The 21687-nt window shown below is 46.1% G+C and carries 26 protein-coding genes; 10 read left to right on the forward strand and 16 right to left on the reverse strand.

The features are described from left to right. Window positions 1-1138: competence/damage-inducible protein A (locus WBA89_RS13030; protein ID WP_424406997.1), on the reverse strand; the 1138-nt coding region annotated here is incomplete at its 3' end. A 179-nt stretch (window positions 1139-1317) separates the two neighbouring features. Continuing rightward, entirely contained in the window at window positions 1318-2373 is a 1056-nt protein-coding gene (locus tag WBA89_RS13035) for a glycosyltransferase family 4 protein (RefSeq protein WP_424406999.1), read from the reverse strand. Window positions 2374-3180: 807 nt separating this feature from the next. Here WBA89_RS13035 and WBA89_RS13040 point away from each other — a divergent pair. Further along, complete coding sequence (locus tag WBA89_RS13040; protein ID WP_424407001.1) at window positions 3181-3486, forward strand: hypothetical protein; 306 nt, start codon at window positions 3181-3183, stop codon at window positions 3484-3486. On the opposite strand, the gene glyA is transcribed toward WBA89_RS13040, so the two are convergent. Beyond that, window positions 3483-4766 carry a serine hydroxymethyltransferase gene (gene glyA / locus WBA89_RS13045; RefSeq protein ID WP_424407003.1) on the reverse strand — a complete coding sequence of 428 codons (1284 nt, stop codon included), beginning with the start codon at window positions 4764-4766 and terminating at the stop codon, window positions 3483-3485. The genes WBA89_RS13040 and glyA overlap by 4 nt on opposite strands. 168 nt (window positions 4767-4934) lie before the next feature. On the opposite strand from glyA, the gene WBA89_RS13050 reads away from it, so the two are divergent. Together WBA89_RS13050 and WBA89_RS13055 are read left to right on the forward strand one after the other, a co-directional pair. Further along, window positions 4935-5132 carry a hypothetical protein gene (locus WBA89_RS13050; protein WP_106149203.1) on the forward strand — a complete coding sequence of 66 codons (198 nt, stop codon included), beginning with the start codon at window positions 4935-4937 and terminating at the stop codon, window positions 5130-5132. Window positions 5133-5326: 194 nt separating this feature from the next. Continuing rightward, the gene (locus tag WBA89_RS13055; RefSeq protein ID WP_373535708.1) at window positions 5327-5800 is read left to right on the forward strand and encodes a Tic20 family protein; all 474 of its coding nucleotides are present in this window, start codon (window positions 5327-5329) and stop codon (window positions 5798-5800) included. 110 nt (window positions 5801-5910) lie between these two features. On the opposite strand, the gene WBA89_RS13060 is transcribed toward WBA89_RS13055, so the two are convergent. The 3 genes from WBA89_RS13060 to WBA89_RS13070 form a co-directional block, all read right to left on the reverse strand. Further along, on the reverse strand, window positions 5911-6687 hold the full coding sequence (locus WBA89_RS13060; protein ID WP_424407005.1) for a fumarylacetoacetate hydrolase family protein: 777 nt from the start codon (window positions 6685-6687) through the stop codon (window positions 5911-5913). Window positions 6688-6772: 85 nt separating this feature from the next. Continuing rightward, complete coding sequence (locus tag WBA89_RS13065; RefSeq protein ID WP_424407007.1) at window positions 6773-7447, reverse strand: 5-formyltetrahydrofolate cyclo-ligase; 675 nt, start codon at window positions 7445-7447, stop codon at window positions 6773-6775. Between the two features lie 304 nt (window positions 7448-7751). Beyond that, window positions 7752-9182: an NB-ARC domain-containing protein gene (locus WBA89_RS13070; RefSeq protein WP_424407009.1), complete on the reverse strand. Its 1431-nt coding sequence runs from the start codon at window positions 9180-9182 to the stop codon at window positions 7752-7754. Between the two features lie 224 nt (window positions 9183-9406). Between WBA89_RS13070 and WBA89_RS13075 the strand changes: the two genes are divergently transcribed. From WBA89_RS13075 to WBA89_RS13095, 5 genes are all read left to right on the forward strand, one after another. Next, window positions 9407-9535, forward strand: a complete 129-nt coding sequence (locus WBA89_RS13075) for a hypothetical protein (RefSeq protein WP_424407011.1) — start codon at window positions 9407-9409, stop codon at window positions 9533-9535. Between the two features lie 102 nt (window positions 9536-9637). After that, window positions 9638-10249, forward strand: a complete 612-nt coding sequence (locus WBA89_RS13080; protein WP_424407013.1) for a hypothetical protein — start codon at window positions 9638-9640, stop codon at window positions 10247-10249. A gap of 134 nt (window positions 10250-10383) precedes the next feature. Continuing rightward, window positions 10384-10701: a hypothetical protein gene (locus WBA89_RS13085; RefSeq protein ID WP_424407015.1), complete on the forward strand. Its 318-nt coding sequence runs from the start codon at window positions 10384-10386 to the stop codon at window positions 10699-10701. 117 nt (window positions 10702-10818) lie between these two features. Beyond that, window positions 10819-11235: a XisH family protein gene (locus tag WBA89_RS13090; protein ID WP_424407017.1), complete on the forward strand. Its 417-nt coding sequence runs from the start codon at window positions 10819-10821 to the stop codon at window positions 11233-11235. Further along, window positions 11223-11561, forward strand: a complete 339-nt coding sequence (locus WBA89_RS13095; RefSeq protein WP_424407019.1) for a XisI protein — start codon at window positions 11223-11225, stop codon at window positions 11559-11561. The genes WBA89_RS13090 and WBA89_RS13095 overlap by 13 nt, the downstream gene beginning before the upstream one ends. Window positions 11562-11620: 59 nt before the next feature. On the opposite strand, the gene WBA89_RS13100 is transcribed toward WBA89_RS13095, so the two are convergent. The 10 genes from WBA89_RS13100 to WBA89_RS13145 all read right to left on the reverse strand — a co-directional run bounded on the left by WBA89_RS13100 (window position 11621) and on the right by WBA89_RS13145 (window position 19180). Beyond that, entirely contained in the window at window positions 11621-11878 is a 258-nt protein-coding gene (locus WBA89_RS13100) for a hypothetical protein (RefSeq protein WP_377480521.1), read from the reverse strand. After that, window positions 11838-12200 (reverse strand): DUF6972 family protein, encoded by a 363-nt coding sequence (locus tag WBA89_RS13105; RefSeq protein ID WP_424407021.1) that lies wholly within the window; start codon window positions 12198-12200, stop codon window positions 11838-11840. The genes WBA89_RS13100 and WBA89_RS13105 overlap by 41 nt, the downstream gene beginning before the upstream one ends. Window positions 12201-12339: 139 nt before the next feature. After that, on the reverse strand, window positions 12340-13164 hold the full coding sequence (locus WBA89_RS13110; protein WP_424407023.1) for a peptidoglycan-binding protein: 825 nt from the start codon (window positions 13162-13164) through the stop codon (window positions 12340-12342). 69 nt (window positions 13165-13233) lie between these two features. Beyond that, window positions 13234-13779: a hypothetical protein gene (locus WBA89_RS13115; RefSeq protein WP_424407025.1), complete on the reverse strand. Its 546-nt coding sequence runs from the start codon at window positions 13777-13779 to the stop codon at window positions 13234-13236. After that, window positions 13776-14270, reverse strand: a complete 495-nt coding sequence (locus tag WBA89_RS13120) for a DUF4365 domain-containing protein (protein ID WP_424407027.1) — start codon at window positions 14268-14270, stop codon at window positions 13776-13778. Before WBA89_RS13120 ends, WBA89_RS13115 begins: the two co-directional genes overlap by 4 nt. Before the next feature lie 215 nt (window positions 14271-14485). Continuing rightward, the gene (locus tag WBA89_RS13125) at window positions 14486-15430 is read right to left on the reverse strand and encodes a GDP-L-fucose synthase family protein (RefSeq protein ID WP_424407029.1); all 945 of its coding nucleotides are present in this window, start codon (window positions 15428-15430) and stop codon (window positions 14486-14488) included. A gap of 233 nt (window positions 15431-15663) precedes the next feature. After that, on the reverse strand, window positions 15664-16695 hold the full coding sequence (gmd, locus tag WBA89_RS13130; protein ID WP_424407031.1) for a GDP-mannose 4,6-dehydratase: 1032 nt from the start codon (window positions 16693-16695) through the stop codon (window positions 15664-15666). Window positions 16696-16922: 227 nt separating this feature from the next. Next, complete coding sequence (locus tag WBA89_RS13135; protein ID WP_424407033.1) at window positions 16923-17654, reverse strand: sugar transferase; 732 nt, start codon at window positions 17652-17654, stop codon at window positions 16923-16925. An 82-nt stretch (window positions 17655-17736) separates the two neighbouring features. Next, window positions 17737-18027, reverse strand: a complete 291-nt coding sequence (locus WBA89_RS13140; RefSeq protein WP_424407035.1) for a hypothetical protein — start codon at window positions 18025-18027, stop codon at window positions 17737-17739. Then, window positions 18017-19180: a glycosyltransferase gene (locus WBA89_RS13145; RefSeq protein ID WP_424407037.1), complete on the reverse strand. Its 1164-nt coding sequence runs from the start codon at window positions 19178-19180 to the stop codon at window positions 18017-18019. Before WBA89_RS13145 ends, WBA89_RS13140 begins: the two co-directional genes overlap by 11 nt. A gap of 49 nt (window positions 19181-19229) precedes the next feature. Between WBA89_RS13145 and WBA89_RS13150 the strand changes: the two genes are divergently transcribed. Both WBA89_RS13150 and WBA89_RS13155 read left to right on the forward strand, forming a co-directional pair. Continuing rightward, window positions 19230-19418, forward strand: coding sequence for a hypothetical protein (locus tag WBA89_RS13150; protein ID WP_424407039.1), 189 nt, complete (start codon window positions 19230-19232; stop codon window positions 19416-19418). A 91-nt stretch (window positions 19419-19509) separates the two neighbouring features. Continuing rightward, entirely contained in the window at window positions 19510-21477 is a 1968-nt protein-coding gene (locus WBA89_RS13155; protein WP_424407051.1) for an iron uptake porin, read from the forward strand. The last annotated feature ends 210 nt before the right edge of the window (window positions 21478-21687 follow it).

The following is a 21687-nucleotide window of genomic DNA, read 5'->3' on the forward strand; positions in this document are numbered from 1 at the left end:
CGCCGTCGGGGCCGGCTAAACCGACATAAACCAGTCCCACAGGTTTAGCGTCTGTACCGCCTCCTGGCCCGGCGATACCTGTAATGCTCAATCCCCAACTCGTATTGAGCCTCGCGCGCACTCCCGCCGCCATTTGTTTCGCTACTTGCTGGCTGACTGCGCCGAATTCGGCTAAATCTTGGGAATTAACACCTAATAATGATTCCTTAACCCGATTGTCATAAGAAATAATCCCGCCCCAAAAATAGCTCGAACTGCCGGGAACAGCAGTCAGCATCGCCCCTAACCCTCCTCCCGTGCAGGATTCAGCCACACTCAGAGTTTCTCCGGCCAACAGCAGCAATTTGCCTACTGTCGAAGGGAGGGTATCGGTATCGGCACCGTAACAGTCTAGGCCAGTAATCTGCAGCAATTGTTGTTCGATCGGCTCAATTAACTTTTTCGCAGCCACTTCCGAGTCAGCGCAGGCAGAAATCCGCAATTTGACTTGACCGTGATTGGCGTAGGGAGCCACAGTAGGATTAGTTAAATTCAGAAAAGATTCTACTTTTTCCGCCAGCGCCGACTCAGCAATTCCCCAAAATTTCAACGTGCGGCTGAAAATAGTTGCGCTGCACCAACCGCCATTTTTCAGGTAAGGAACGGCAGTTTCTCGCCACATCAAGTGCATTTCCGCCGGTACGCCGGGAAATGTCATCACTGTTACCTTGGGAATTGGCTGCCAAATAATGCCCGGTGCAGAACCGCTGCGGTTCGGCAGAATGTCCGCCGTTTCTGGAATTAAAGCTTGTTTGCGGTTGCTAGGACTCATAGTGCGTCCGCGCAGGGCAAATTTTTGTTCGATATCGGCGATAATTTCCGGTTTTTCGATTAAGGGAACGCCAAAGAAATCGGCGATTGTTTCGACGGTGAGGTCGTCTGGTGTCGGGCCGAGGCCTCCTGTAAAGAGTAAAAGTTGCGATCGGTTAACGGCGATTTCTAACACTTGTTTGATGCGTTCTGGATTGTCCCCCACCACAGTTTGATAGTAGTGAGGGATTCCTAGATTCGCTAATTCTTTGGCTAAAAACTGAGCGTTGCCATTAAGAATATCTCCTAAAAGCAATTCAGTGCCAACACAAATAATTTCAGCAACCATTATTCGATTTTAGATTTTAGATTTTAGATTTTAGATTGGAAAATTGGTAATTGGGCATTGGGAATTGGGTATTGGGTATTGGGAATTGGGTATTGGGAATTGGGTATTGGGAATTGGGTATTGTCAACCACTAATGACTAATGACTAATGACTAATGACTAATGACTAATGACTGCTGACTATCGAGCGTGTCTCCAAACTTTCCAGCTAGCGTATCCCAGCAAACTTGTCGCACCCATCGCGTAAATTACGCCGCTTGGTACCGAAAAAGCTAGGGCTAAACTTCCTACCCACAGTGTTAGGGCGTAAATAAATAAAACCGCAAATCTATGGGATAATCCTGCATCCAGAAGTCGGTGGTGGAGGTGGCGCTTGTCAGCAATAAACGGTGATTTGCCGTTGCGGAGCCGATCGAGAATAACCGCAGACATATCTAAAATCGGTACAGCTAAAATTAAATATGGCAGCAACACAGAGGTAATAGCCGTAGTTTTAACTAACCCAATTACTCCCACTCCCGCGAGAGTGAAACCGATAAAATAAGCGCCGCCATCTCCCATAAAGATTTGAGCCGGATTGAAGTTATAGCGCAGAAATCCCAAAGTGCCGCCAGCTAAAGCCGCTGCAATTAGGGCTGCTGCCGGTTGCTGCATTGATAGACTGACTATCAGCATCACAACTGCTGCAATACCTGAAACTCCGGCTGCTAAACCGTCCAAACCGTCAATCCAGTTGATGGCGTTGGCCATACCGACGAGCCAAATTACGGTAATTGGCAAACTCAGCCAGCCAAGATCTGTCAGTCCCAAGGATGGAACTGTGAGAAACTCAATTTGTACGCCCGCGTACCAAGCGATGCTGGATACGCAAATTTGCATGAGCAAGCGTTTGATGGCTGAGAGCGAAAATAAATCGTCTGCTAAACCGATGAGGAAGAATCCGAGGCCGCCGAGGGTGACTCCCCAGATTTCGTATTCGTCTTTGCGATCGAGAATTTGTCCGCTAGCATCGAGGAAGCCTCCTGAGAGCCAGACAAATAATAGGGCAGTCAGAGTGCCGATAAAGATGGACACTCCTCCCAAGCGCACCATCGGGCGCTTGTGGACTTTTCGCTCGTCTGGCCGATCGACTCGCCCGCTTTTGAGACCAATTTTTTTGACTATTGGCGTACTGTAGAGGACGACGATCGCAGAAACCAGAAAAGCAACTACGTGGTACAGATACTGATACGGCATCTGAAATCAATTTTAAATAGTGCGGGGCAATTAGGCTGTCAGGCAGAGTCTACTACATTTCAGATGGCTTATCAGAAAATTGGGTTGAAAACCCCGTCCTTTGAGGACGGCTTTTTCTCCGAAAGTGTGTAGTAAGAAATCCTCATGTATTTGGGTAAACATATCCACGCGCTTTGTGTGGTATTGTAAAACTTCATTAAGTTTCTCGTCAAAGATAGTCAGGAGTAGTATATGCTGACTGAGCAGAAGGATTTGGACTGCCCAAGCAACCGCTTTCAACGCGGCCTTTATTTACGAGCCACACCTATCACTCATGCAGCGACGCGATTGGCAAACACATCCACAGAGGTTTGTACAAAACCGCAGATGGTTTGTTAATTAATGCGCTCCGTGAATGGGTATTACACGATCGTGGCAAAAGCACTCCCAAAAGCATTGAGCAATGGGATAGGGAGCTGAGTAGCTCAGCCGAGGCGGGTCAATCCGCTCAAAGTAAAAGTGAAGGGGGAGGGACCGAAGGCCTCCCATGTCATGTAATAGATGACTATACTTTTACCAGCTATACTACACGGATCAGACAAGATTTAAAAACCTACCTCCGGACTGGGGGAAAGTCTACGCCCAAAACATTCACAGAGGAGACATGACTACGCACGTAAAGTGCAAATGTAGTCAGCCTGGGAACCCTAGCAATAGGGATATTAAGACCGTAATGTCTTAAGAATCCTCGTACCTTAAGGCCGAGGAGTGTCAACACAAGGAAACATCTTTAGACCTCTCCATAAAAGCCTGTAAAGGGCAGGCAGGATGCCTACCCGACAAGAATTATGGGAGAGGTCTTTTGTAGGGCGACTGGGGGTTGGGAGCCGGAGAGTTGTGAGTTGCGATCGACGAATTGTGAGTTATTTCCCTCATCATTCGGGAATTCAGGGTGGGTTTATAAAGATATTTGGCTACCGACAAATATCTCTGGTGAAACCCGCCCCTACGGCAAATATATGCACGTTAAAACAGTGGTCGATCGCCAGCAACTCTCAATCTTTTCCGGCTCTTTTACCCTTTTGCCCGTACACTTCCAACTACCAATTCCCCATTGCAGATCAGGAAAATTAAGCTAATGCCGGCACTTTTAAGAACAAGTGCGGATATAACGGGAAGCGATCGCAAAGTGCAGCTACTCGCCGCAGACAATCGGCTGTGACGCTTTCATCTTCAGGATTCAGCAGTCGATCGGCAATAATATTACCAATCTCGGTAAATTCCGGAGTTCCCATGCCCCTGGTTGTCATCGCCGGCGAACCGAGTCTCAAACCGCTGGTGACAAAGGGCGATGCCGGATCGAAAGGCACGGTATTTTTATTAGCAGTAATATTCACACCGCTAACTAATTGGTCGGCTCGCTTGCCTGTCATGTTTACCGATCGCAAATCTACTAGCATTAAGTGATTGTCCGTGCCGCCGGAAACGAGTTTTAAACCCCGCTGCTGCAACTGTGCTGCTAAAGCCCGCGCATTTTCTATTACTTGACCGGAATAAGTTTTAAATTCTGGTTTTAATGCTTCGCCGAAAGCTACTGCTTTGCCCGCAATTACGTGTTCCAAAGGGCCGCCCTGAGTGCCGGGAAACACTGCTTTGTCGAACTTTTTGCCTAGTTCGGGGTCATTGGTCAAAATCAAGCCGCCGCGGGGGCCGCGCAGGGTTTTGTGAGTGGTGGTGGTGACTGCGTGACAGTGGGCGAGGGGGCTTGGGTGGTGGCCTGTGGCGACTAACCCGGCGATGTGGGCGATGTCGGCGAGCAGGTAGGCTCCGATTTCGTCGGCGATCGCTCTAAACTTTTCAAAGTCGATAATTCGCGAATATGCTGAATAGCCGCAAATCAGCAATTTTGGTCGGTTTTGTTTCGCCAGTGCCAAAATTTCGTCGTAGTCGAGCTGTTCTGTTTCTGGGCTGACTCCGTAGTGAAAAGCTTTGAACCATTTGCCGGATACGTTGACGGGGGAACCGTGGGTCAGGTGTCCGCCGTGGGACAAATCCATGCCCATAATTCCGTCTCCAGGCTCTAGCAAGCTCAAAAACACTGCAAAGTTGGCTTGAGCGCCGGAGTGGGGCTGGACGTTGGCGTGGGCTGCTCCAAATAGCTGTTTGGCGCGATCGATCGCGATTTGCTCGATGCCGTCAATAAATTCGCAGCCGCCGTAGTAGCGTTTGGCTGGCAGTCCTTCGGCGTATTTATTGGTCAGCACTGAGCCTTGAGCTGCCATTACTGCGGCGGAGGTGAAGTTTTCGCTGGCGATCAGTTCTAGGTGGTCTCGCTGCCGCTGGAGTTCTTGCCCGATTAAATCGGCAATCTGCGGGTCGGTTTTGGAAAGCAAGTCTAAGTTAGTGTCGGTCACAATAATCAACCTCTTGACAATTTTAGGATTGCGAATTGGGGATCTTTTACCCTACTACGGATTTCGCACGATTGATATAAATATTACATTGTGTTCAGCTTAAGCCGTTTGTCCCAAGTTCCTGACATACAATGAAATTACTGGTGTGAAACCTGCCGGAGGTATCAAATGTTAGTTATTCTAATGGAAAATCAGATGCTTGCCCCTCAGTGTGTTTGCCAAGGTTGTGTGCTCGCCGATCGCACGGGCCAACCGCGCTGGAGCGGTGGAGAGCTTCGCTGCGGGCATCCAGTTGCTAAACCTACGGAAAATTTGCCCGATCGGTACGAGTGTCTCATGGGCTTCGTCATTGCCAATATTAAATAATCATCGGGCATCCGGCCTAAAAGCATCGGGCATGGTGCATCGTGACTATTGAACCCGACTCGATCTAAGTACCCCTGAATCTAGTCGGCTCTGAGTGTGGGAAAATTCCGGGCGAGTCGGAACACAAACCCTGCTGCGTTATGCTGAGTGTAACGGGAATTGATAGTTAATCGATCGACTCAGGAGAGTTCATTATGACTTGGCGCGGATCTACGACTGTTCCAGACCGAATTTTTGCTTGTTTGCCTTATTTGCTGCCGCTGATGGACGGGCTTGGATTTGGCAGGTTTCTGTTTGCACAGTTTCCTGTCCTCCAACTGTTGTTGATACCGCTAGCTCCTTTGATGCAAATTTATCGTTTGCCCTTTGCGAGCTTGATTATCTTCTTTGCGCTGTATTTAGGAGTAGTTAGAAACGAAAACATCAGTCACTTCATTCGTTTTAATGCGATGCAGGCGATTCTTTTAGACATTGTTTTGATGCTCTGCGGTTTGATTTTGCCGATTTTTTCTAGAGGCTTGCAAGTCGCATTTATTGCGGAAACTCTGTTTAATATGGTGTTTTTGGGAGCTTTGGCTGCATTTGTTTATGCAGTCGTACAGTCGGCATTGGGACGCTATGCAGAGATTCCTCCGCTTTCGGATGCTGTTTATATGCAGGTTCGTTAGTCAGTAGTTATTGGTTATTTGTTGGTTGTTATTTGTTGGTTGTTATTTGTTGGTTGTTATTTGTTATTTATTCGGATCAAACCTAATAACCAATAACCAATAACCAATAACTAATAACCAATAACTACGATATTTTCAAGACTGCCAATACCTTCTATCTCAATGCGGACTCGATCGCCTATTTGTAGCGGCCCTACCCCTTGTGGCGTTCCTGTCAGTATCACATCGCCGGGAATTAAAGTCATAATTTGACTGATGTATGAGACTAAAAAGTCTGGGGAAAATACCATGCGATCGATCGGGGATGACTGTATCGGCCGATCGCTCCCATTGACAAAAGTCTGCAACTGTGCAGCCGGACTCAGTTCGGGGACAATCCAAGGCCCCAAGGGACAAAATGTATCGAACCCTTTCGCCCTCGCCCACTGGTTGTCACGCTTTTGCAAATCTCGGGCTGTCACGTCGTTGGCTATGGTATAGCCCCAAATCTTGCCGTGTGCTTGTTCGGGAGTGCAGTTGCTACAATGTTCGCCAATTACCAAGGCCAATTCTCCTTCGTAGTCTACCCTTTCCGATTGCTGCGGATAGCGAATCGCTCCACCTGCGGGGATGATAGCGCTGGGCGGCTTAAAAAATAGCAGGGGCTCTTCGGGTACTGGGGTTCCCATTTCTGCCGCGTGATCGACATAATTTTTGCCGACGGCTACAATTTTTGAGGGAGAGCACGGGGCGAGAATTTGGTAAGTATCTGGTTGGAGTTCCAAATTTGTGGGTTGTCCTTGTAACCAGGGAGGTGCATCAAATACTTGAACGCTGTGGCTCAGTTGCAGCAAACCGTAATGGATGTGTCCTTGTGTTGTTTTAACTCGAACGTAGCGCTGGGCCATAGTATTTTAGATTTTAGATTTTAGATTAAATAGGACTTTCAGTAGGATACATATAAACATGGATCTAAGCATAATTAGTGGAATTTTATTGCTCGATCGACCTTTGGGATTTTTGCTGTATCATTTTTAACCCGCTTTCGGTGCAAATTCCGTGCAGCGGTTTGTCCCAGGAGTCAACCGGTAGCTGGGTTAGCAAGGCAAATTCAAAGATTGTGGCGATCGTCATTTTCGCTCGCCACTCTGGTAAACTCAGCATTCGATCGTAATAGCCGCCGCCGTAGCCCAAACGATAGCCGCGAACATCGCAACCCACAGCCGGTACGAGGATTAAATCTACTTCTGAACAATCTATTTTTGGAGCATCAGGCAGCGGTTCTAGAATGCCGTAAGCTCCAGTATGTAAAGCGTCTCCGGGCTGCCAGATGTGCCATGATAGCTCTTTCCTGACACAGCGGGGAAATCCCCATTTTTGAGGGGTGGGAAGGGCATTTGTGGGACAGGCATCTTGCCTGTCTCCAGAATTGAGCAGGCAAGATGCCTGCTCCACAGAAGATGTAAATAGGGGACTTAAATCTGGTTCTTGGCGAAAACTGAAGTAAGCGAGAACGGTTTTTGCTTGGGCGAATTGGGGCGAGTTTTGCAGGTGATTGCAGAGGATTTCGCTCTTTTCTCTCCACTCTTGTGCTGATAGGGATTTGCGGGTGTTGAGGAGCGATTTTCTTAATTTTGTTTTAGTTAATGAAGGTTCAGGAGTATTCATATTTCATATTAAATCATCGCCTGCGGGTAGGAAAACGGCATTGCCGTGTCCTCAAAATGGTAGGGAAACGGCATTGCCCATTGGTGTCAACTTAACGTCAAACAAGAGAGTCTCTCTTGTTTGTATCGAAGCTTCGATCCCCCCTAATCCCCCTTAATAAGGGGGGGACAAGAAATTTTCTCAAAGTCCCCCTTCTTAAGGGGGATTTAGGGGGATCTAGACTTGGCTATGAACGAGAGATACCACGGCTTTCAGGCTTAATTTGACACCGATGGGCATTGCCGTTTACCTACAGATATCGTTGCTAATTAACTGGATTTGATATCACATATTGTCTCACAACAGGACAAACACTGAATAGCGTTTCATTCTCCTGTTCTTCTATTTCAACTAACGATCGCCTCCCCAAAGATTGCAGCCCGTTGAATAACTCCGAGGGCGACAATTCAGCATCTTTTAACAATTGCTCTACTGAAACTGGATTAGCTTCGCGGCTGAGCTGGGAGATTAGCTTTTTCTCTAATTCTGACAACCGATTTATCTGCGTGTGCAATGTTGCTGCCAATTCTTCCCCCAAGAATAGCATATCATATTTCAAAAATTCTGCAACCCTACCTCGGAATATTTCTTGAATGGTGGTGGCGACTATTTTCAACCACAATGGATTGCCTTGATAGGCGTTAATTAGGTTTTCCCATGTTTCGGGATTGAGTAATCTTTTTTGTTGGAAAATTTCGGTAGCGGCTGTACCTATGCCTTTGAGTTGTAAGGTGCGAACTGGTAAATTTTCACCTTTTAAGGCACTAATTTCTCTGGGTGGTTCCCAACTGTTGAGGATTAAACAACTGTTGTGGGTTGTTTCTCCGATTTGTCTGAATAGGATGCTGTAATTTTCGCATTTGGGGCGGTAATTTCCTGCTAGTTGTCCGCTGCTGAGAATGGCTTGCACGTCGTCAAGGATAATGAGACAGCGGTTTTTTCGCAGATATTCCATTAACAGGGAAAGTCGATCGGGAATGCTGGTAGGTAAAACCCCCTCTTCGCCCCCCCTTGGCAAGGGGGGGTTGGGGGGGTATTGATTGGCGATAAATTGAATGAGATTTTTTAGGGTGGTTTCTAAGGGTGGGGAGTGGCGGAGACTTCGCCAGATGACGCATTCAAAGTTATGTTGAATTTGTCGGGTGAGGTGGAGGGAAAGTGCGGTTTTGCCAATGCCGCTGATTCCTAATATTGCTGCGAGGTTGCACTTTTCTTGGACGATGGATTTTTCGAGGGTGGCGAGTTCGGATGTGCGATCGGACAACAATGAAATGTGAGGTGCGTCTGCTAAGTCTAGTCTGGTTTGGGGCTCGGAGGTTTCTGGGGTGGGGGTTGAGGGCGATCGGGTTTTTGGAACTTCTGAAGCTTGGGTATCTGTACAAACATTGACGTTACCAATGTGTAAAAAATCATTGCCAAAATTTGATGATACGATGAATAATTGTCGTCTCTCAAGTGCCGATCGTAAATTCGATTGAGTTACTTCTTCATCTAATACATTTGATAAAAGTTTCCATAATTTTGAGGCGATATTTCTGATGTGACCTTCGCTACAATATGATGTTTCTGCTATTTGAGAGTATTTTTGACCTTCCCATACACCCAGCAGGATAGCTTTTTGCAGATCGTCGAAGTGTTCTCCTGTTTTGGCGAAAACCATTTCGTCGGCAAATCTCAAGACTTCTTGAACGTCCATCGGTCGAGTTGGTGTAGTGGTTTTACTTATTTTATCAGACTTTTTCTGACTTTTTGTGATTTAGAGCGCAAAATATGACTTGTTTCTGACAAAGAGGCTTCAAAAATTGCTTACATTTTATGATATTTTATGACTTGACTTCATTATGGGTACGATGGTAATTTTCAAATACAAGCTATCCGTCACTAATTGCAAGCTGTACCAAAACATTAAAATATAAGCTCATGGCTAACGAACCCAAAAAAGAACAAAAGCTGAAATGCCCGCTGTCGCAAGAACAAAAGGAGACGGTAAAAGAGGTTGCTGATGTCATTGATAAGCATAGAAGAATTGTGAGAAAAATTACTGGTTAAAGCTAATAAATATTTGTGACTCTTGCATCGTATTGATGTAAGAGTCACAAATATTTATCATGGTTTTACAAAAACAAATAATACTTTTGGGAGCAATTAATCATGAACGAAAAAGAAAATCAAAATGAAGTGGCTACTGAAGTCGCAAGCAAAGTTAAATCAACTCTTAGTGACGCTATTCAAGGATTAAAAATTTTTCTAATTAATCCTGTTGGCGGTCTTCCAGTTTTTTTTCAAGGGTTAGGCAAGGAACGTGCTTTAGGAGTGGGAATTGCTTTTGGAATAGCATATGTAGTTTGCTTTGTATTCGCGTGCCAAAAATTTTTACCACAAAACTCAGGAAATAGTTCATTATTTAATTTGATACTTGCCAGCGCTGCTAATTTTTTGAGTATAGCAGGGGCTAGTTTTTTGACGCGCAAACTATTTCGTGGATATGGCAGTTTTCAAGGGGATATATTCATTGCTGGTGTCGCTTTAGTTCCTGCGTCATTATTGCTATTAATGAGTAGTCTTTTAGGAATAACGAATCTTGAAATTATTGTTATAGTTATGGTTGTGGCTATAACCTACACAATTTTAATGATTTATACTGGCTGCCACAAAATTTCAGGAATTCCAGAAAATGCTGCTGCTTTTGCAGTTTCAGTCATGTTACTTTTGAGTGGCTGGTTATTTAAAATATTGATTTTATCTAACATATTGAAAAGCTGAATAATGTAGGAACCAAGATGAGAAATGATTTGAGCTGGTTTGAAATAATCCGATTATTTTTTGAAATGCTTTTTCAGCTAATTGACTAATAGTATCGCTCGCTCGTAGGTATTTAACACTAAAAGGAAAGAAACATGGATGCACTGGTAGCAGCAATCGCACAAATTTTAGATTATATTCATACCCAAGGCCCAGACGCGATCGGGCAGCTAACGGTACTACTCGAAGCTCTCAAAATAGGAGCTGTTTCTGTTGCGGCTTTATTTAGCTTGGTTGCTAACGTACCCGCTGTTATTGAAATTTTTAGCCAGTTTATAGCTTTAATCAGTTCAGGTGCCGGTGTTACGGAAATAGCGACAGCGATCGGCTCGTTGGCCGGCTCACTGGGATTGTCTATTGAGGCTGTCGTCCAGATATTACAAATGATCGGCGCTTTATTGCTGGCATTTTAAATTGAGTCCCCCAGCTTTTCAGGGAATTAACCATACCTTCCTACTTATGCGATCGCCCTGACTTGAATTGAGGAGCGATCGCTATTATAATAACAGCTATATACTGTAAAAAAAACGATGGCCGCTAAAGACCTATTCCATTATGCCGTCAAACAAGCACTCTTGAAGGAAGAGTGGGTAGTTACGGCAGATCCGCTGATCCTCAAGATAGATAAGGTGAAGCTGGAGATAGATCTAGCAGCAGAGAAAGTCTTTGCCGCCCAAAAGGCTGGACGCAAAATTGCAGTTGAAATCAAAAGCTTTCTCAATCCCTCAGCGATTACAGACTTTCATTCAGCGTTAGGACAGTTTTTGAACTACCGCTTAGGATTGCAAATGAGCGAATCAGATAGAACTCTATATCTGGCAGTCCCTATCGATATATTTGAATCCTTCTTTCAAGAACGATTTACTCAAGAAGCTATCCGACATTATCAAGTGAAATTAATCGTCTACGATCCTGTTCAGGAGGTAATCATTGAATGGAAAGAATAGAGCAGTATCGCCAATTTATCCGCCAACTCTTAACCTCTCATGCCAGTCTCGATAATAATTCCGAGTTTGATGTTGAGTGTCAGCTCGTGTTCGACACAGAACACGATCATTACCAAATTTTAGATGTTGGCTGGGAGGGATACAAACAAATTTATAACTGTTTCATTCACATAGACATCAAGGATGGTAAAATTTGGATTCAACGCAATATGACAGAAGCCGATCTCGGACAGGAATTAGTCGATCTGGGAGTACCAAAAGAAGATATAGTTTTAGGTTTACATCCACCTTACAAGCGTCCGTATACCGGCTATGGAGTAGCTTAGCAAAGAGTGCGATAGCCATTTTTTAACCGAGGAGCGATCGCCTTTATAATATCACAGTCTCAAACTATTTCCGAGGCTAAAAGCCTACCATCAACTCGCTCATATTCATCTTCCAGTAGCCACGAGTGAGCCTCATCGTAACTTGAACCTAAAAACAGCAGTTTATAATTCGGCGATGGCTCGTAAATACCACACTTACTATTTTTGCCACCCACTAACATCAGAATCCGAGGCGGGAAAACAATCGGATCTACCCACAACTCGATAAATTCCCAATCATTGATTTGTTCGACGAGGTTTTGTGCGGGGGATAACATGGTAATTATTAGTTCCTTTGATGATTTTAATTTCTGCGTAATACAGCGGAATGCGACTGCCGTCGGCTCTAATTTGATAACCTATAGGATAATCAAAGTATCGCCCGTAGCGATCGTAGTCATCGGTTTCATCCTCAATCCCTGTAAGCTCTCCTCTATCTATAATAGCTTGTATCACTAAATCCATTGTGGCTCTGTCATTAAATACATGAGCTTTTTCTTCTTTTCTCAGCAGTCTTTGTACCTGTGGTGTTTCTGGAAGATGTTTGTCAAATAAACTGGTTCTTGGGTCTGGTGTTAGTTCGCGGTTAATGCCACTCATTAACTAATTATATAGGATACTTGCAATTCAGTTTACCATCACCTTACATCAAGCGCGATCGCCCTGACTTGAATTGAGGAGCGATCGCCCTTCCTTCACTGAGGCGCGATCGCCTTTATCATAACAGAAGACAGGATATCTAAGCACTTTCCTCAATTAAAGCCGCTTCCGCATCCCGCCGCCTGTTGATACCTGTTGCAATACTCGTACCAACCCAAATCCGTTTCATTTCCCGGATTTGTTCAGCAATGCCCTTCACATCTTTTTTCTGCACTAAATCCCGGATTGCACGCATTTCCCGGCGGCGGTTTCCTTCCATACTCGTGCCGCGATTGAACACCAAACTTACCAATCCGCCTTGAACATCCGCCGGCAATTCTTCAAAACCGGGAAATGCTTCTTTAGTAAAATTGTAAAATTTTGGCACTGTTACAATATTAAAAACTTCCCACGCTAATTCCCAAGAAATAAGAATGTCTCGCACGCTAGCTAAACGGCTTTTTGCAGCTTCCCCTTTCAAGCCGCAGCAGTTACTCAAACGTTTTCGATCTGCATCTCCTAATTGATGCCAATCTTGGTTAAAAACTTCTACACTGTTGTAACCTAAATCGTAGCCGATGCCGATCGTAATTCCTGATGCTCCTTCGGGCCAAGTTGGACGCTGCAACAGCTTTTCGTAGTATTCCCGCCCGCCGCCAACCTCGAATTCTAAAATTAGCCCGATCGCCCTGTATGATAAAAGTGACGACCCCAAAGGTTCTCCGGCGAACAAAGCAGCTAGCGTTTTCGGGCCCGCAATTCCGTCAGCCAACAACCCTTGATTGCTTTGAAACTGTTTGAGGGATGCTTCAGTTTTCGGCCCAAACTTACCATCTGCACTTCCTGGATTTAACCCTAACTCCAGCAAGCGTTTTTGCAGTTTAACAACATCGGAACCCGATGCACCTAATTTTATAGTTTGCACAACCTGTTTTCCTGTAATGCGATCGGCACAATATTTTTTGCGATTGTACCACAACCAGGATTTCCCAAACTATGAGATTAATTCTGCCTCAGTCAGCAGAGCAAAATCGCGGGGATTGTTTAGCACGAAACCGTCATTTTCTTTAATTAAATCGCCAAAACAGGTTACGGGCGATCGCGCTTCATAAGCCTTGAGGGCCAACTGATAATCAGATCCGCTCAATTCCAGATAAATTTTTCTCAGCTTCCCCACTACAAATCCCATTAATGTAATTTTGCAGGTTGCCGATTCTTCCCCCTGTACTTTATTAATCCATCCTGAAATTGAAACATTAGGTAAAGCAGTGATTAAATCGCTGAGAATATCTAGCTGAGAGCGATTTTCAACCACTTCTAGTGCTTTTAAGTTTCGACACATCACCTCTGCAAAATCATCAAAATCTTGGTGCGGTGAAACCAATACTTCCCCCTCCTGACTCACAGAATTTTTCTTGCTCCAAATGAATCCCTCATAAAATTGACGAGCTTTGTGCCAGCCATTTATCTGTAAGTATTTCTCTAACACATTTGGCTCAATTGTTTTCAGAATGTGACTATCTCTTACAGTTACTTTCATGGCAAACTTCCCTCGCTAATGCGCTGTATCATTGACTTAAGAGCTTCTACTGTAAACTGATGGCTGCGGGGTAAAGAAACAGTCACATTTGCTATATTTTGTGTTTCTGGCTGTCCCCGCAATGACATCCAGTAGGCACAATTTCTCATGCACAGTTCCGCTTCTGACTGCTGCAACCAGTCTTCTAGATTTTCTGGTACTAAAACTACAACTAAGATTCGAGGTACTAGGGCATTCCTTCTCAAATCGTTGTAGTTTTTGAGTTTGAGCGGATATCGGATGTAGTCGCCGTCCATCACATCCCTTGAAGTACATTTCAATTGTAACTTCAACTCTGGAAAATAAACACTTCCGTCACCGCTGCCAGCCGTGATTTGTAGGTCGATGCTGTCGAAGTCTAATTCTAACAGATCGATCGAGAAACCTGCCACGGCTGCAACGGCACGTACATAAGCTTTGCTGAAAAGTTCTTTCTGCTGGTTCAGTTCCATTCTAAAATAAAAATTGTGCGAAAATAATATATTTTACAATAAAGGTGTTCCACAAGTAATTTATTGTAGGAGAGTTCTACCCTAGAGGCAATCGATTGGTATAATTTCTTATTCTTAGTCCGCAGAGGCGGACATTGTTTGTATAGCTGCGGTTTCAACCGCCGAATCTTATAAAAAAAGCCCCGGTTTATTCAAAAAACCGGGGTTTTATAAACTCAAACTGCGTGTTTTCGATACCAATCAATCGTATTTTTTAACCCTTCCTTAAAGCCCATCTCAGCCACAAAACCAAACCTTTCCTTAGCCCTTTGGGTATCCAAACAGCGGCGCGGCTGACCGTTCGGTTTGTCTGTTTCCCAAACAATTTCTCCCTCAAATCCCATCAATTCGCAAATGGTTTCCACTAAATCGCGAATTTTAACTTCGCTATTTGTTCCCAAATTAACCGGGTCGGATTCATTGTAAGATTGAGTTGCCATCACAATTCCCCGCGCTGCATCTGTGGAATACAAAAACTCGCGGCTGGGGCTGCCATCTCCCCAAACTGGCAGTGTTTTGTCTCCCCTTTCTTGGGCTTCGTAGACTTTGCGAATTAATGCGGGGATGACGTGGGAACTTTTCGGGTCAAAGTTATCTTCCGGGCCGTAAAGGTTGACTGGTAGCAAGTAGATACCGTTGAATCCGTACTGCTGGCGGTAGGATTGCAGTTGCACTAATAAGGCTTTTTTTGCTATTCCGTAAGGTGCGTTGGTTACTTCGGGATAGCCGTTCCACAGGTCGTCTTCTTTGAAGGGAACTGGGGTTAAGTTGGGATAGGCGCAAATTGTACCGACGCAGACGAATTTTTCGACTCCTGCTTCGTAGGCGGCGTGGATTAGTTGCGCGCCCATCATCAAATTGTCATAAAATAGTTCTGCCGGTTTGATGAGGTTTAAACCGATGCCGCCGACGTGGGCTGCTAGGTGTATGATGATGTCTTTTTGGTCGGCGGCGCGCTTGCAGTTTTCCATGACGCGGAGGTCGCAGTCGATCGATCGCGTTACCGAAATTTTATCAGCATCCGCCCCTGTTTTGACTAACTGGTCGATTACCTGACGGCCTAGGAAACCTGCGCCACCCGTAACTAGAATGCGCTTGCTGCTTAAATCCAAGCTTGTCATAATTTTATCCTGGGGATTTTCAATAAAGGTCGATCGACAATTTTCTGTCTAAAAATGCCACCGCTACACAACTTGGAGCGATCGGGCTTGTTTTTCCTGCTCAGTAAAAATATAACCAAACTCGCCCTAGTGGATCTACATTAACTCAACTAGGACGAGCGATCGCCCAACTACCAATTTTGTTGAACGAAAATAGCTGTCAAGCAGTCGCGGTGACTGCTTAGTTTCGCGCATCAATCAAATCCATTACCAGAACCTCGTTCCTGCTTTTCTAAAGCTTTGATGTCAGCATCTACCATTAAATGTACTAACTCCTCAAAAGTTACAGACGGTTCCCAATTTAACTGCTGCCGCGCCTTAGTCGAATCGCCAATCAACAGTTCGACTTCTGCCGGACGCAAGTAGCGTTCGTCAAACTCGACATATTTTTGCCAATCTAAATTGACGTAATTAAAGGCTAAATCGAGAAATTCCTTAATAGAATGGGTCTCGTTGGTAGCAATGACATAATCGTCCGGTTTGTCTTGTTGCAGCATCAGCCACATCGCCCGCACGTAGTCTTTAGCGTAGCCCCAGTCCCGTTTGGAATCGAGATTGCCCAAGTAAATCTTTTTCTGCTTGCCGGCGACAATTCTGGCAACGGCGCGAGTAATTTTGCGAGTTACAAAAGTTTCGCCGCGGCGGGGAGATTCGTGGTTGAACAAAATGCCGTTGCAGGCAAAAAGTCCGTAAGATTCGCGATAATTTACTGTTTGCCAGTGAGCGTAAACTTTAGCGCAGGCGTAGGGACTTCTGGGATAAAAAGGAGTTGTTTCCTTCTGCGGAACTTCCTGCACCAAACCAAACATTTCCGAAGAACCTGCTTGATAAAACCGCACTTCTATGCCCGTGCGGCGCTGGTAGTCCCGAATTGCTTCTAGCAGGCGCAATACTCCCATTCCTACTGTGTCAACCGTATATTCCGGCGAGTCAAAACTGACTCTGACGTGGGATTGAGCGCCTAAGTTATAAATTTCTACCGGCTGAACTTCTTCTAAGATCCGGCGCAGAGTAGTGCCGTCGGTTAAGTCGCCGTAGTGCAGAAATAACTGTGCGTCTGCGCTGTGAGGATCGACATAAATGTGATCGATGCGATCGGTATTGAAACTAGAACTCCGCCGGATAATGCCGTGAACTTCATATCCTCGATCTAAAAGTAATTCGGTCAAGTAGGAGCCGTCTTGACCTGTAATACCTGTTATTAGCGCTCGCTTGCGTTGCGTCATCTCATTTTCCTTTGACAGGCTGTGTTAATTCACTTCGGATTTGCTGACTGGAGGCTGTTGTGGCCTGCCGATCGTATTCTCAAGCTCTAGATTAACTCACAATTCTTCGATCGCCATCAAGAAACTGTGAATGTTTTGACAAAGAGTTTGCCACTTGCTGTCAGTAGTCAGCATCAGCCGTCAGTAACAAACAAAACTAACTACCGATTGCTGACTGCGGACAAGAATTAATACGCGCCGTTATTTTTGGGGAAAATCACAACTCCTATTGTTTTGAAAACAATCCACATATCCATCCAAAGGTTTTTGTCATTTGCGTAATAGAGGTCGATTTGGACACGCCGGGGATAGGGAATGTCGTTGCGGCCGGACACTTGCCACAAACCTGTAATTCCAGGTCGGATGGTGAGAATTTTGTTGATGTGACGGCCGTATCTCGGCAGTTCTTCTTCAACTAAAGGTCTCGGTCCGACGACACTCATATCTCCTTTTAAAACATTCCAAAACTGGGGAAACTCGTCTAAACTGGTCATTCGTAAAAATCTTCCGATCCAGGTAATTCGAGGGTCTTGTTTCAGCTTGAAATTGTCCTCAAACTCTTGACGCAAATGCGGAGATCTTTCCATGATTTCTAGCAATATGTCGTCCGCATTTTCCACCATCGTTCTGAATTTAAGGCAATAAAACATTTTACGGTTTTTGCCTACTCGTTCCTGTACGTAAAAAATAGGTCCGGGCGAGCTTAAGGCGATCGAGAAAGCCAAAAGCAGGTAAACCGGAGCAAACAGGAGCAGAACCGATAAGGAAAACAGGATGTCAAATAGCCGCTTGAAAAATTCTCCGTCGAGGCTCTGTAGAGAACGAGTTGTGCGTCTGTCTCCGTCGAGGACAGGCCCAAAACCGCGTCTCGCGATCGCTCGAATTACCTTACCGGAGATTAGTTGGCTGTCGGCAGTCATCTTACTCCTTCACTTCACACCACACACAGTCTCGATCATAAAGCCTCAAGACGCTTTGTTCTCTGAATTATGTTTCCAATACTCAATTTTCTGGGGCAGAAGGCAGTTGAGTGTTGGCAGGAAAGCGGTTGGCAGTTGGCGGTTGAGTGTTGGCAGTTTGTAGGGGCGGTGCCAAGAGTGCCCGCCCTTGTCTGTTGGCAGTTGGCAGTTGAGTGTTGGCAGTTTGTAGGGGCGGTGCCAAGAGTGCCCGCCCTTGTCTGTTGGCAGTTGGCAGTTGAGTGTTGGCAGTTGGCAGTTGACTGTTGGCAGTTGGCAGGAAAGCGGTTGGCAGTTGAGAGCAGACACCGCAGCCGGAGATGATATCAACTCTCAAACTCGCTAAAATCGCGGGATTGAAATTCCTGATAGCAGCGTTCCACAAAAGCGAGATAGCGCCGCTCAAAGACTTCGGGGGCAAACCCGGATGCGCGCAACCGTCCCGTTTCCGGCTGAAATTTGCCTTGCAACTGCTCAAATTCCCCGACTGCTTCGACTAATGCTGCTGCGGTTTGCGAGGAAAAAAATAAACCTGTCCCAGTTTCTGGGTGTTGGCGAATGTCGAGCACTGTCTCCAAAGCACCGCCGGCTGCTAGGGCAATGACTGGTGTCCCGCAAGCTTGAGCTTCTACTAAAGCTATGCCAAAATCTTCGCAAGCTGCATAGACAAAGGCTTTTGCCTCGGCCATGTATTTTTCAACTACTTCGGCGGGCTGCCAGCCGAGGAGTTGCACGTTGGGTTTGGCGATTTGCCGAATCATTTCTAATTCTGGCCCGGTACCGATGACAATTAGAGTTCGACCGAGTTGATTGAATGCTTGGACGATCGCACTTACGTTTTTGTAGCTTACCAATCGGCACACTGTCACATAAAAGTCTTGTTTTTCCGGCATCAAGGAAAATCGCTGGATATTTACCGGCGGATAAATCACCTCGGCGCGTCGCCGATAACACCGCCAAATTCGGCGCGCGGTGTGTTGGGAGTTGGCGATGAAATAATCGACGCGGTTGGCAGAAATTACATCCCACTGCCGGAGTCGGTGCAACAAATATCGCGTCAGCAAGCCCGGAATGCCCCGTCCGGCTTTGCTGCTGCGTAAATAGTCAAAAGTTAAGTCCCAAGCGTAGCGCATGGGTGTATGGCAGTAGCAGACGTGCAGTTGCCCTGGGCTGGTGAGGATGCCTTTGGCGACGGCGTGGGATGATGAGAGGATGATGTCGTATTGTCGCAGGTCTAGTTGCTCGATCGCCACCGGCAGAAATGGCAAATATTTTTGCACGCCGCTGCGCGCCTTCGGAAAGTGCTGCAAGAATGTTGTGCCAATCTGTCGCCCGAAAAGATAGCTTTCGGGATTGGCCGATTCAAAGTCAATCAGAGCATAGACATCAGCGTCTATGTATTTAAGAATTTCGGCAACTACGAGTTCCGAACCGCCGGTAGCTAAGGGTGTCAACCATTCGTGAACTAGGGCGTATTTGAGTTTTTCCACAGCAGATTTCACCGAACCTCCACACCCAATCACATTTTGGGATATCGCAATGCTTGATACGGTAGCAGTTGAGTGTTGGCAGTTGGCAGTTGGCAGTTGGCAGTTGGTAGGGGCGGTGCCAAGAGTGCCCGCCCTCTTATTTGACAGTTGGCGGTTGGCAGGAAAGCGGTTGGCAGTAGAAAATTCTGTCTTAGTCTCTGGCTCTCCCTTGTTTGGAAAATATGACCTTTCTTATTGACAAGAAATCTTATTACCCTAATACTGTAGGGGATTTACGATCGCCCGTTCTGCAGATTTGGGCGATCGAACTAACGTGGTGTGAGGAAAAAATGTCCAAATTTTTGTGGAAAGGACTTTTAGTCAGTCCCGCTGTACTGGCAGCAAGTTTAGTCGTATCTTCAACAGTTATAGCAGCGGAGCAGCCCGTAGAAACTTTCCAGACAGCTCGAGCCAATCAATTGCAACTACCAGGTGCTGCAGAGCCGGCTGCACAGCCTGAAACAGCAGCCCAGACAGCAGAGCCAGCCCCAATAGCTAGTAACTTGACTGCTGACACTATTGAGAAAGAAAATCTAAAAGCACAAGAAATTCCAGTTTCCCAACAGACAAAAGCACCGGAAAACACAGTTGCAGCAGCAGAATTAAGCGCCGAACAAACCGCAGTTGCAGCAGCAGAAAAACCCGCAGCACAACCCGAACAGATTTCCCAATCGACTCCTCCAAGTGCTCAACCTCAAGCACAGTCAAATGTTTTAGAACAAATCAACCAATACAGCACAGAAGGCAGCAGCGAAAATGCTGCTGGCCAAGTAACCTCAGTTTCCCAACTTTCCGACGTTCGACCCACAGATTGGGCATTCCAAGCACTGCAATCCCTAGTAGAGCGCTACGGGTGCATAGCTGGCTATCCTGACGGCACTTTCCGCGGCAACCGGGCGATGACTCGCTACGAATTTGCAGCGGGTTTAAATGCGTGTTTGGATAAAGTTAGCGAACTGATTAGAGGCGGTACGGGAAATCTGGCAACCAAAGAAGATTTGGCTTCTATCCAAAGATTGCAAGAAGAATTTGCAGCAGAATTAGCAACTTTGCGCGGCCGCGTCGATGCTTTGGAAGCGCGGACTTCTGAATTAGAAGCAAATCAGTTTTCGACTACCACTAAACTCAACGGCGAAGCGGTATTTGCTGTGACCGGTATCGCCGCCGGAGATGATGCCGAGGGCCGCGAAGCTGATAGAACCACAGCTTTTGGCAGCAGGGTGCGTCTCAATTTCGATACGAGTTTCTCAGGTCAAGATTTGCTGAGAACTCGACTGCAAGTTTTAAACTTGGGTTCGTTTTCTGCTAACAATACCAAAACCGCTGAAGGGGAATTGCGGTTTAATGCCGGGCCTTTTGCCGAGGCTAGCAATACGGTTGGTTTAGATGCGCTGCTTTACCAATTTCCCCTAGGCAAAAACACTACTGTAATTCTAGAAGCCAACGCCGGCGCTGCTGACGATTTTACCAACACAGTCAACCCTTACTTTGACGGAGATGGCGGCAGCGGCGCTCTTTCCAACTTCGGTACTCGCAACCCGATTTACTATTTGACAGGCGGTTCTGGCATCGGTTTGCGGCATCAGTTTGGGGACAAACTCGAACTTAGTTTGGGATATTTGGCCGGCGACGCTGCGAACCCGGCGCGGGGTAGCGGTTTGTTCAACGGTTCCTACGGCGCTTTAGCTCAGTTGACTTTCACGCCGAGCGAAAGCTTTGCTGTGGGTTTAACTTACGTTAATTCCTACAACTTCGTGACCGGTACCGGCAGCAATGCTTCTAATTTCCCTGCTCGTCTCGGTTCCTTCGGGCTCGACAGCGATAGCAATCTGCCGGTTTCTAGCAATTCCTACGGCGCGCAAGCTTCGTTGAAACTGGGTCGCCGAATTGCTCTTGGCGGTTGGGCGGGTTACACAAACCAGCGCATTTTGTCGAACTTGGCGACTCCTACCGGTTCTGTGCAGCGGGGAGACCAAAAAATCTGGAACTGGGCGGCTACTTTGGCTTTTCCCGATTTGTTGAAAGAAGGAAATGTGGCGGGAATTCTGGTAGGTATGGAGCCGCGGGTGACGAGTTCTACTAATCGGAGTTTGCCGGAAGATAAGGATACTTCGCTGCACATTGAAGGTTTCTATCAGTTTAATTTGAGCGACAATATTTCGGTCACTCCTGGTTTGATTTGGCTGACTGCTCCGGATCACAATAATGATAATTCAGATTTGGTGATTGGAGTAATCAGAACGACGTTTACTTTCTAGGAGTTGTCTGTGTAGGGTGCGCCGGCGCACCTTTGATTGCGGTGAGCCTGAAATCAGAGAAAATTAGATTTATTTCGTGAATCTTTGATTAATCGGTCAACCGCTTTTTCCAGGCAGATGCAGCGCAGATAATTTCAACAGAAACGACCAGCTTTAGCTAAAGCTGGTCTGCACAAATAGTTAAATCCGTTGTTTTTCTCACAGTGTTTT

It is taken from the genome of Microcoleus sp. (assembly GCF_049646505.1).
Classification (GTDB): Bacteria; Cyanobacteriota; Cyanobacteriia; order Cyanobacteriales; family Microcoleaceae; genus Microcoleus.

What these genes read in the sequence shown, in the direction of transcription:
- WBA89_RS13105 (WP_424407021.1), bottom strand. Translation starts at nt 12,200, where the DNA reads ATGAGTGGCATTAACCGCGAACTAACACCAGACCCAAGAACCAGTTTA.
- WBA89_RS13090 (WP_424407017.1), top strand. Translation starts at nt 10,819, where the DNA reads ATGGCCGCTAAAGACCTATTCCATTATGCCGTCAAACAAGCACTCTTG.
- WBA89_RS13080 (WP_424407013.1), top strand. Translation starts at nt 9,638, where the DNA reads ATGAACGAAAAAGAAAATCAAAATGAAGTGGCTACTGAAGTCGCAAGC.
- WBA89_RS13150 (WP_424407039.1), top strand. Translation starts at nt 19,230, where the DNA reads ATGCTTGATACGGTAGCAGTTGAGTGTTGGCAGTTGGCAGTTGGCAGT.
- WBA89_RS13060 (WP_424407005.1), bottom strand. Translation starts at nt 6,687, where the DNA reads ATGGCCCAGCGCTACGTTCGAGTTAAAACAACACAAGGACACATCCAT.
- WBA89_RS13135 (WP_424407033.1), bottom strand. Translation starts at nt 17,654, where the DNA reads ATGACTGCCGACAGCCAACTAATCTCCGGTAAGGTAATTCGAGCGATC.
- WBA89_RS13100 (WP_377480521.1), bottom strand. Translation starts at nt 11,878, where the DNA reads ATGTTATCCCCCGCACAAAACCTCGTCGAACAAATCAATGATTGGGAA.
- WBA89_RS13055 (WP_373535708.1), top strand. Translation starts at nt 5,327, where the DNA reads ATGACTTGGCGCGGATCTACGACTGTTCCAGACCGAATTTTTGCTTGT.
- WBA89_RS13095 (WP_424407019.1), top strand. Translation starts at nt 11,223, where the DNA reads ATGGAAAGAATAGAGCAGTATCGCCAATTTATCCGCCAACTCTTAACC.
- WBA89_RS13120 (WP_424407027.1), bottom strand. Translation starts at nt 14,270, where the DNA reads ATGGAACTGAACCAGCAGAAAGAACTTTTCAGCAAAGCTTATGTACGT.
- WBA89_RS13050 (WP_106149203.1), top strand. Translation starts at nt 4,935, where the DNA reads ATGTTAGTTATTCTAATGGAAAATCAGATGCTTGCCCCTCAGTGTGTT.
- WBA89_RS13115 (WP_424407025.1), bottom strand. Translation starts at nt 13,779, where the DNA reads ATGAAAGTAACTGTAAGAGATAGTCACATTCTGAAAACAATTGAGCCA.
- WBA89_RS13065 (WP_424407007.1), bottom strand. Translation starts at nt 7,447, where the DNA reads ATGAATACTCCTGAACCTTCATTAACTAAAACAAAATTAAGAAAATCG.
- WBA89_RS13085 (WP_424407015.1), top strand. Translation starts at nt 10,384, where the DNA reads ATGGATGCACTGGTAGCAGCAATCGCACAAATTTTAGATTATATTCAT.
- WBA89_RS13040 (WP_424407001.1), top strand. Translation starts at nt 3,181, where the DNA reads ATGCCTACCCGACAAGAATTATGGGAGAGGTCTTTTGTAGGGCGACTG.
- WBA89_RS13125 (WP_424407029.1), bottom strand. Translation starts at nt 15,430, where the DNA reads ATGACAAGCTTGGATTTAAGCAGCAAGCGCATTCTAGTTACGGGTGGC.
- gmd (WP_424407031.1), bottom strand. Translation starts at nt 16,695, where the DNA reads ATGACGCAACGCAAGCGAGCGCTAATAACAGGTATTACAGGTCAAGAC.
- WBA89_RS13155 (WP_424407051.1), top strand. Translation starts at nt 19,510, where the DNA reads ATGTCCAAATTTTTGTGGAAAGGACTTTTAGTCAGTCCCGCTGTACTG.
- WBA89_RS13035 (WP_424406999.1), bottom strand. Translation starts at nt 2,373, where the DNA reads ATGCCGTATCAGTATCTGTACCACGTAGTTGCTTTTCTGGTTTCTGCG.
- WBA89_RS13075 (WP_424407011.1), top strand. Translation starts at nt 9,407, where the DNA reads ATGGCTAACGAACCCAAAAAAGAACAAAAGCTGAAATGCCCGCTGTCG.
- WBA89_RS13070 (WP_424407009.1), bottom strand. Translation starts at nt 9,182, where the DNA reads ATGGACGTTCAAGAAGTCTTGAGATTTGCCGACGAAATGGTTTTCGCC.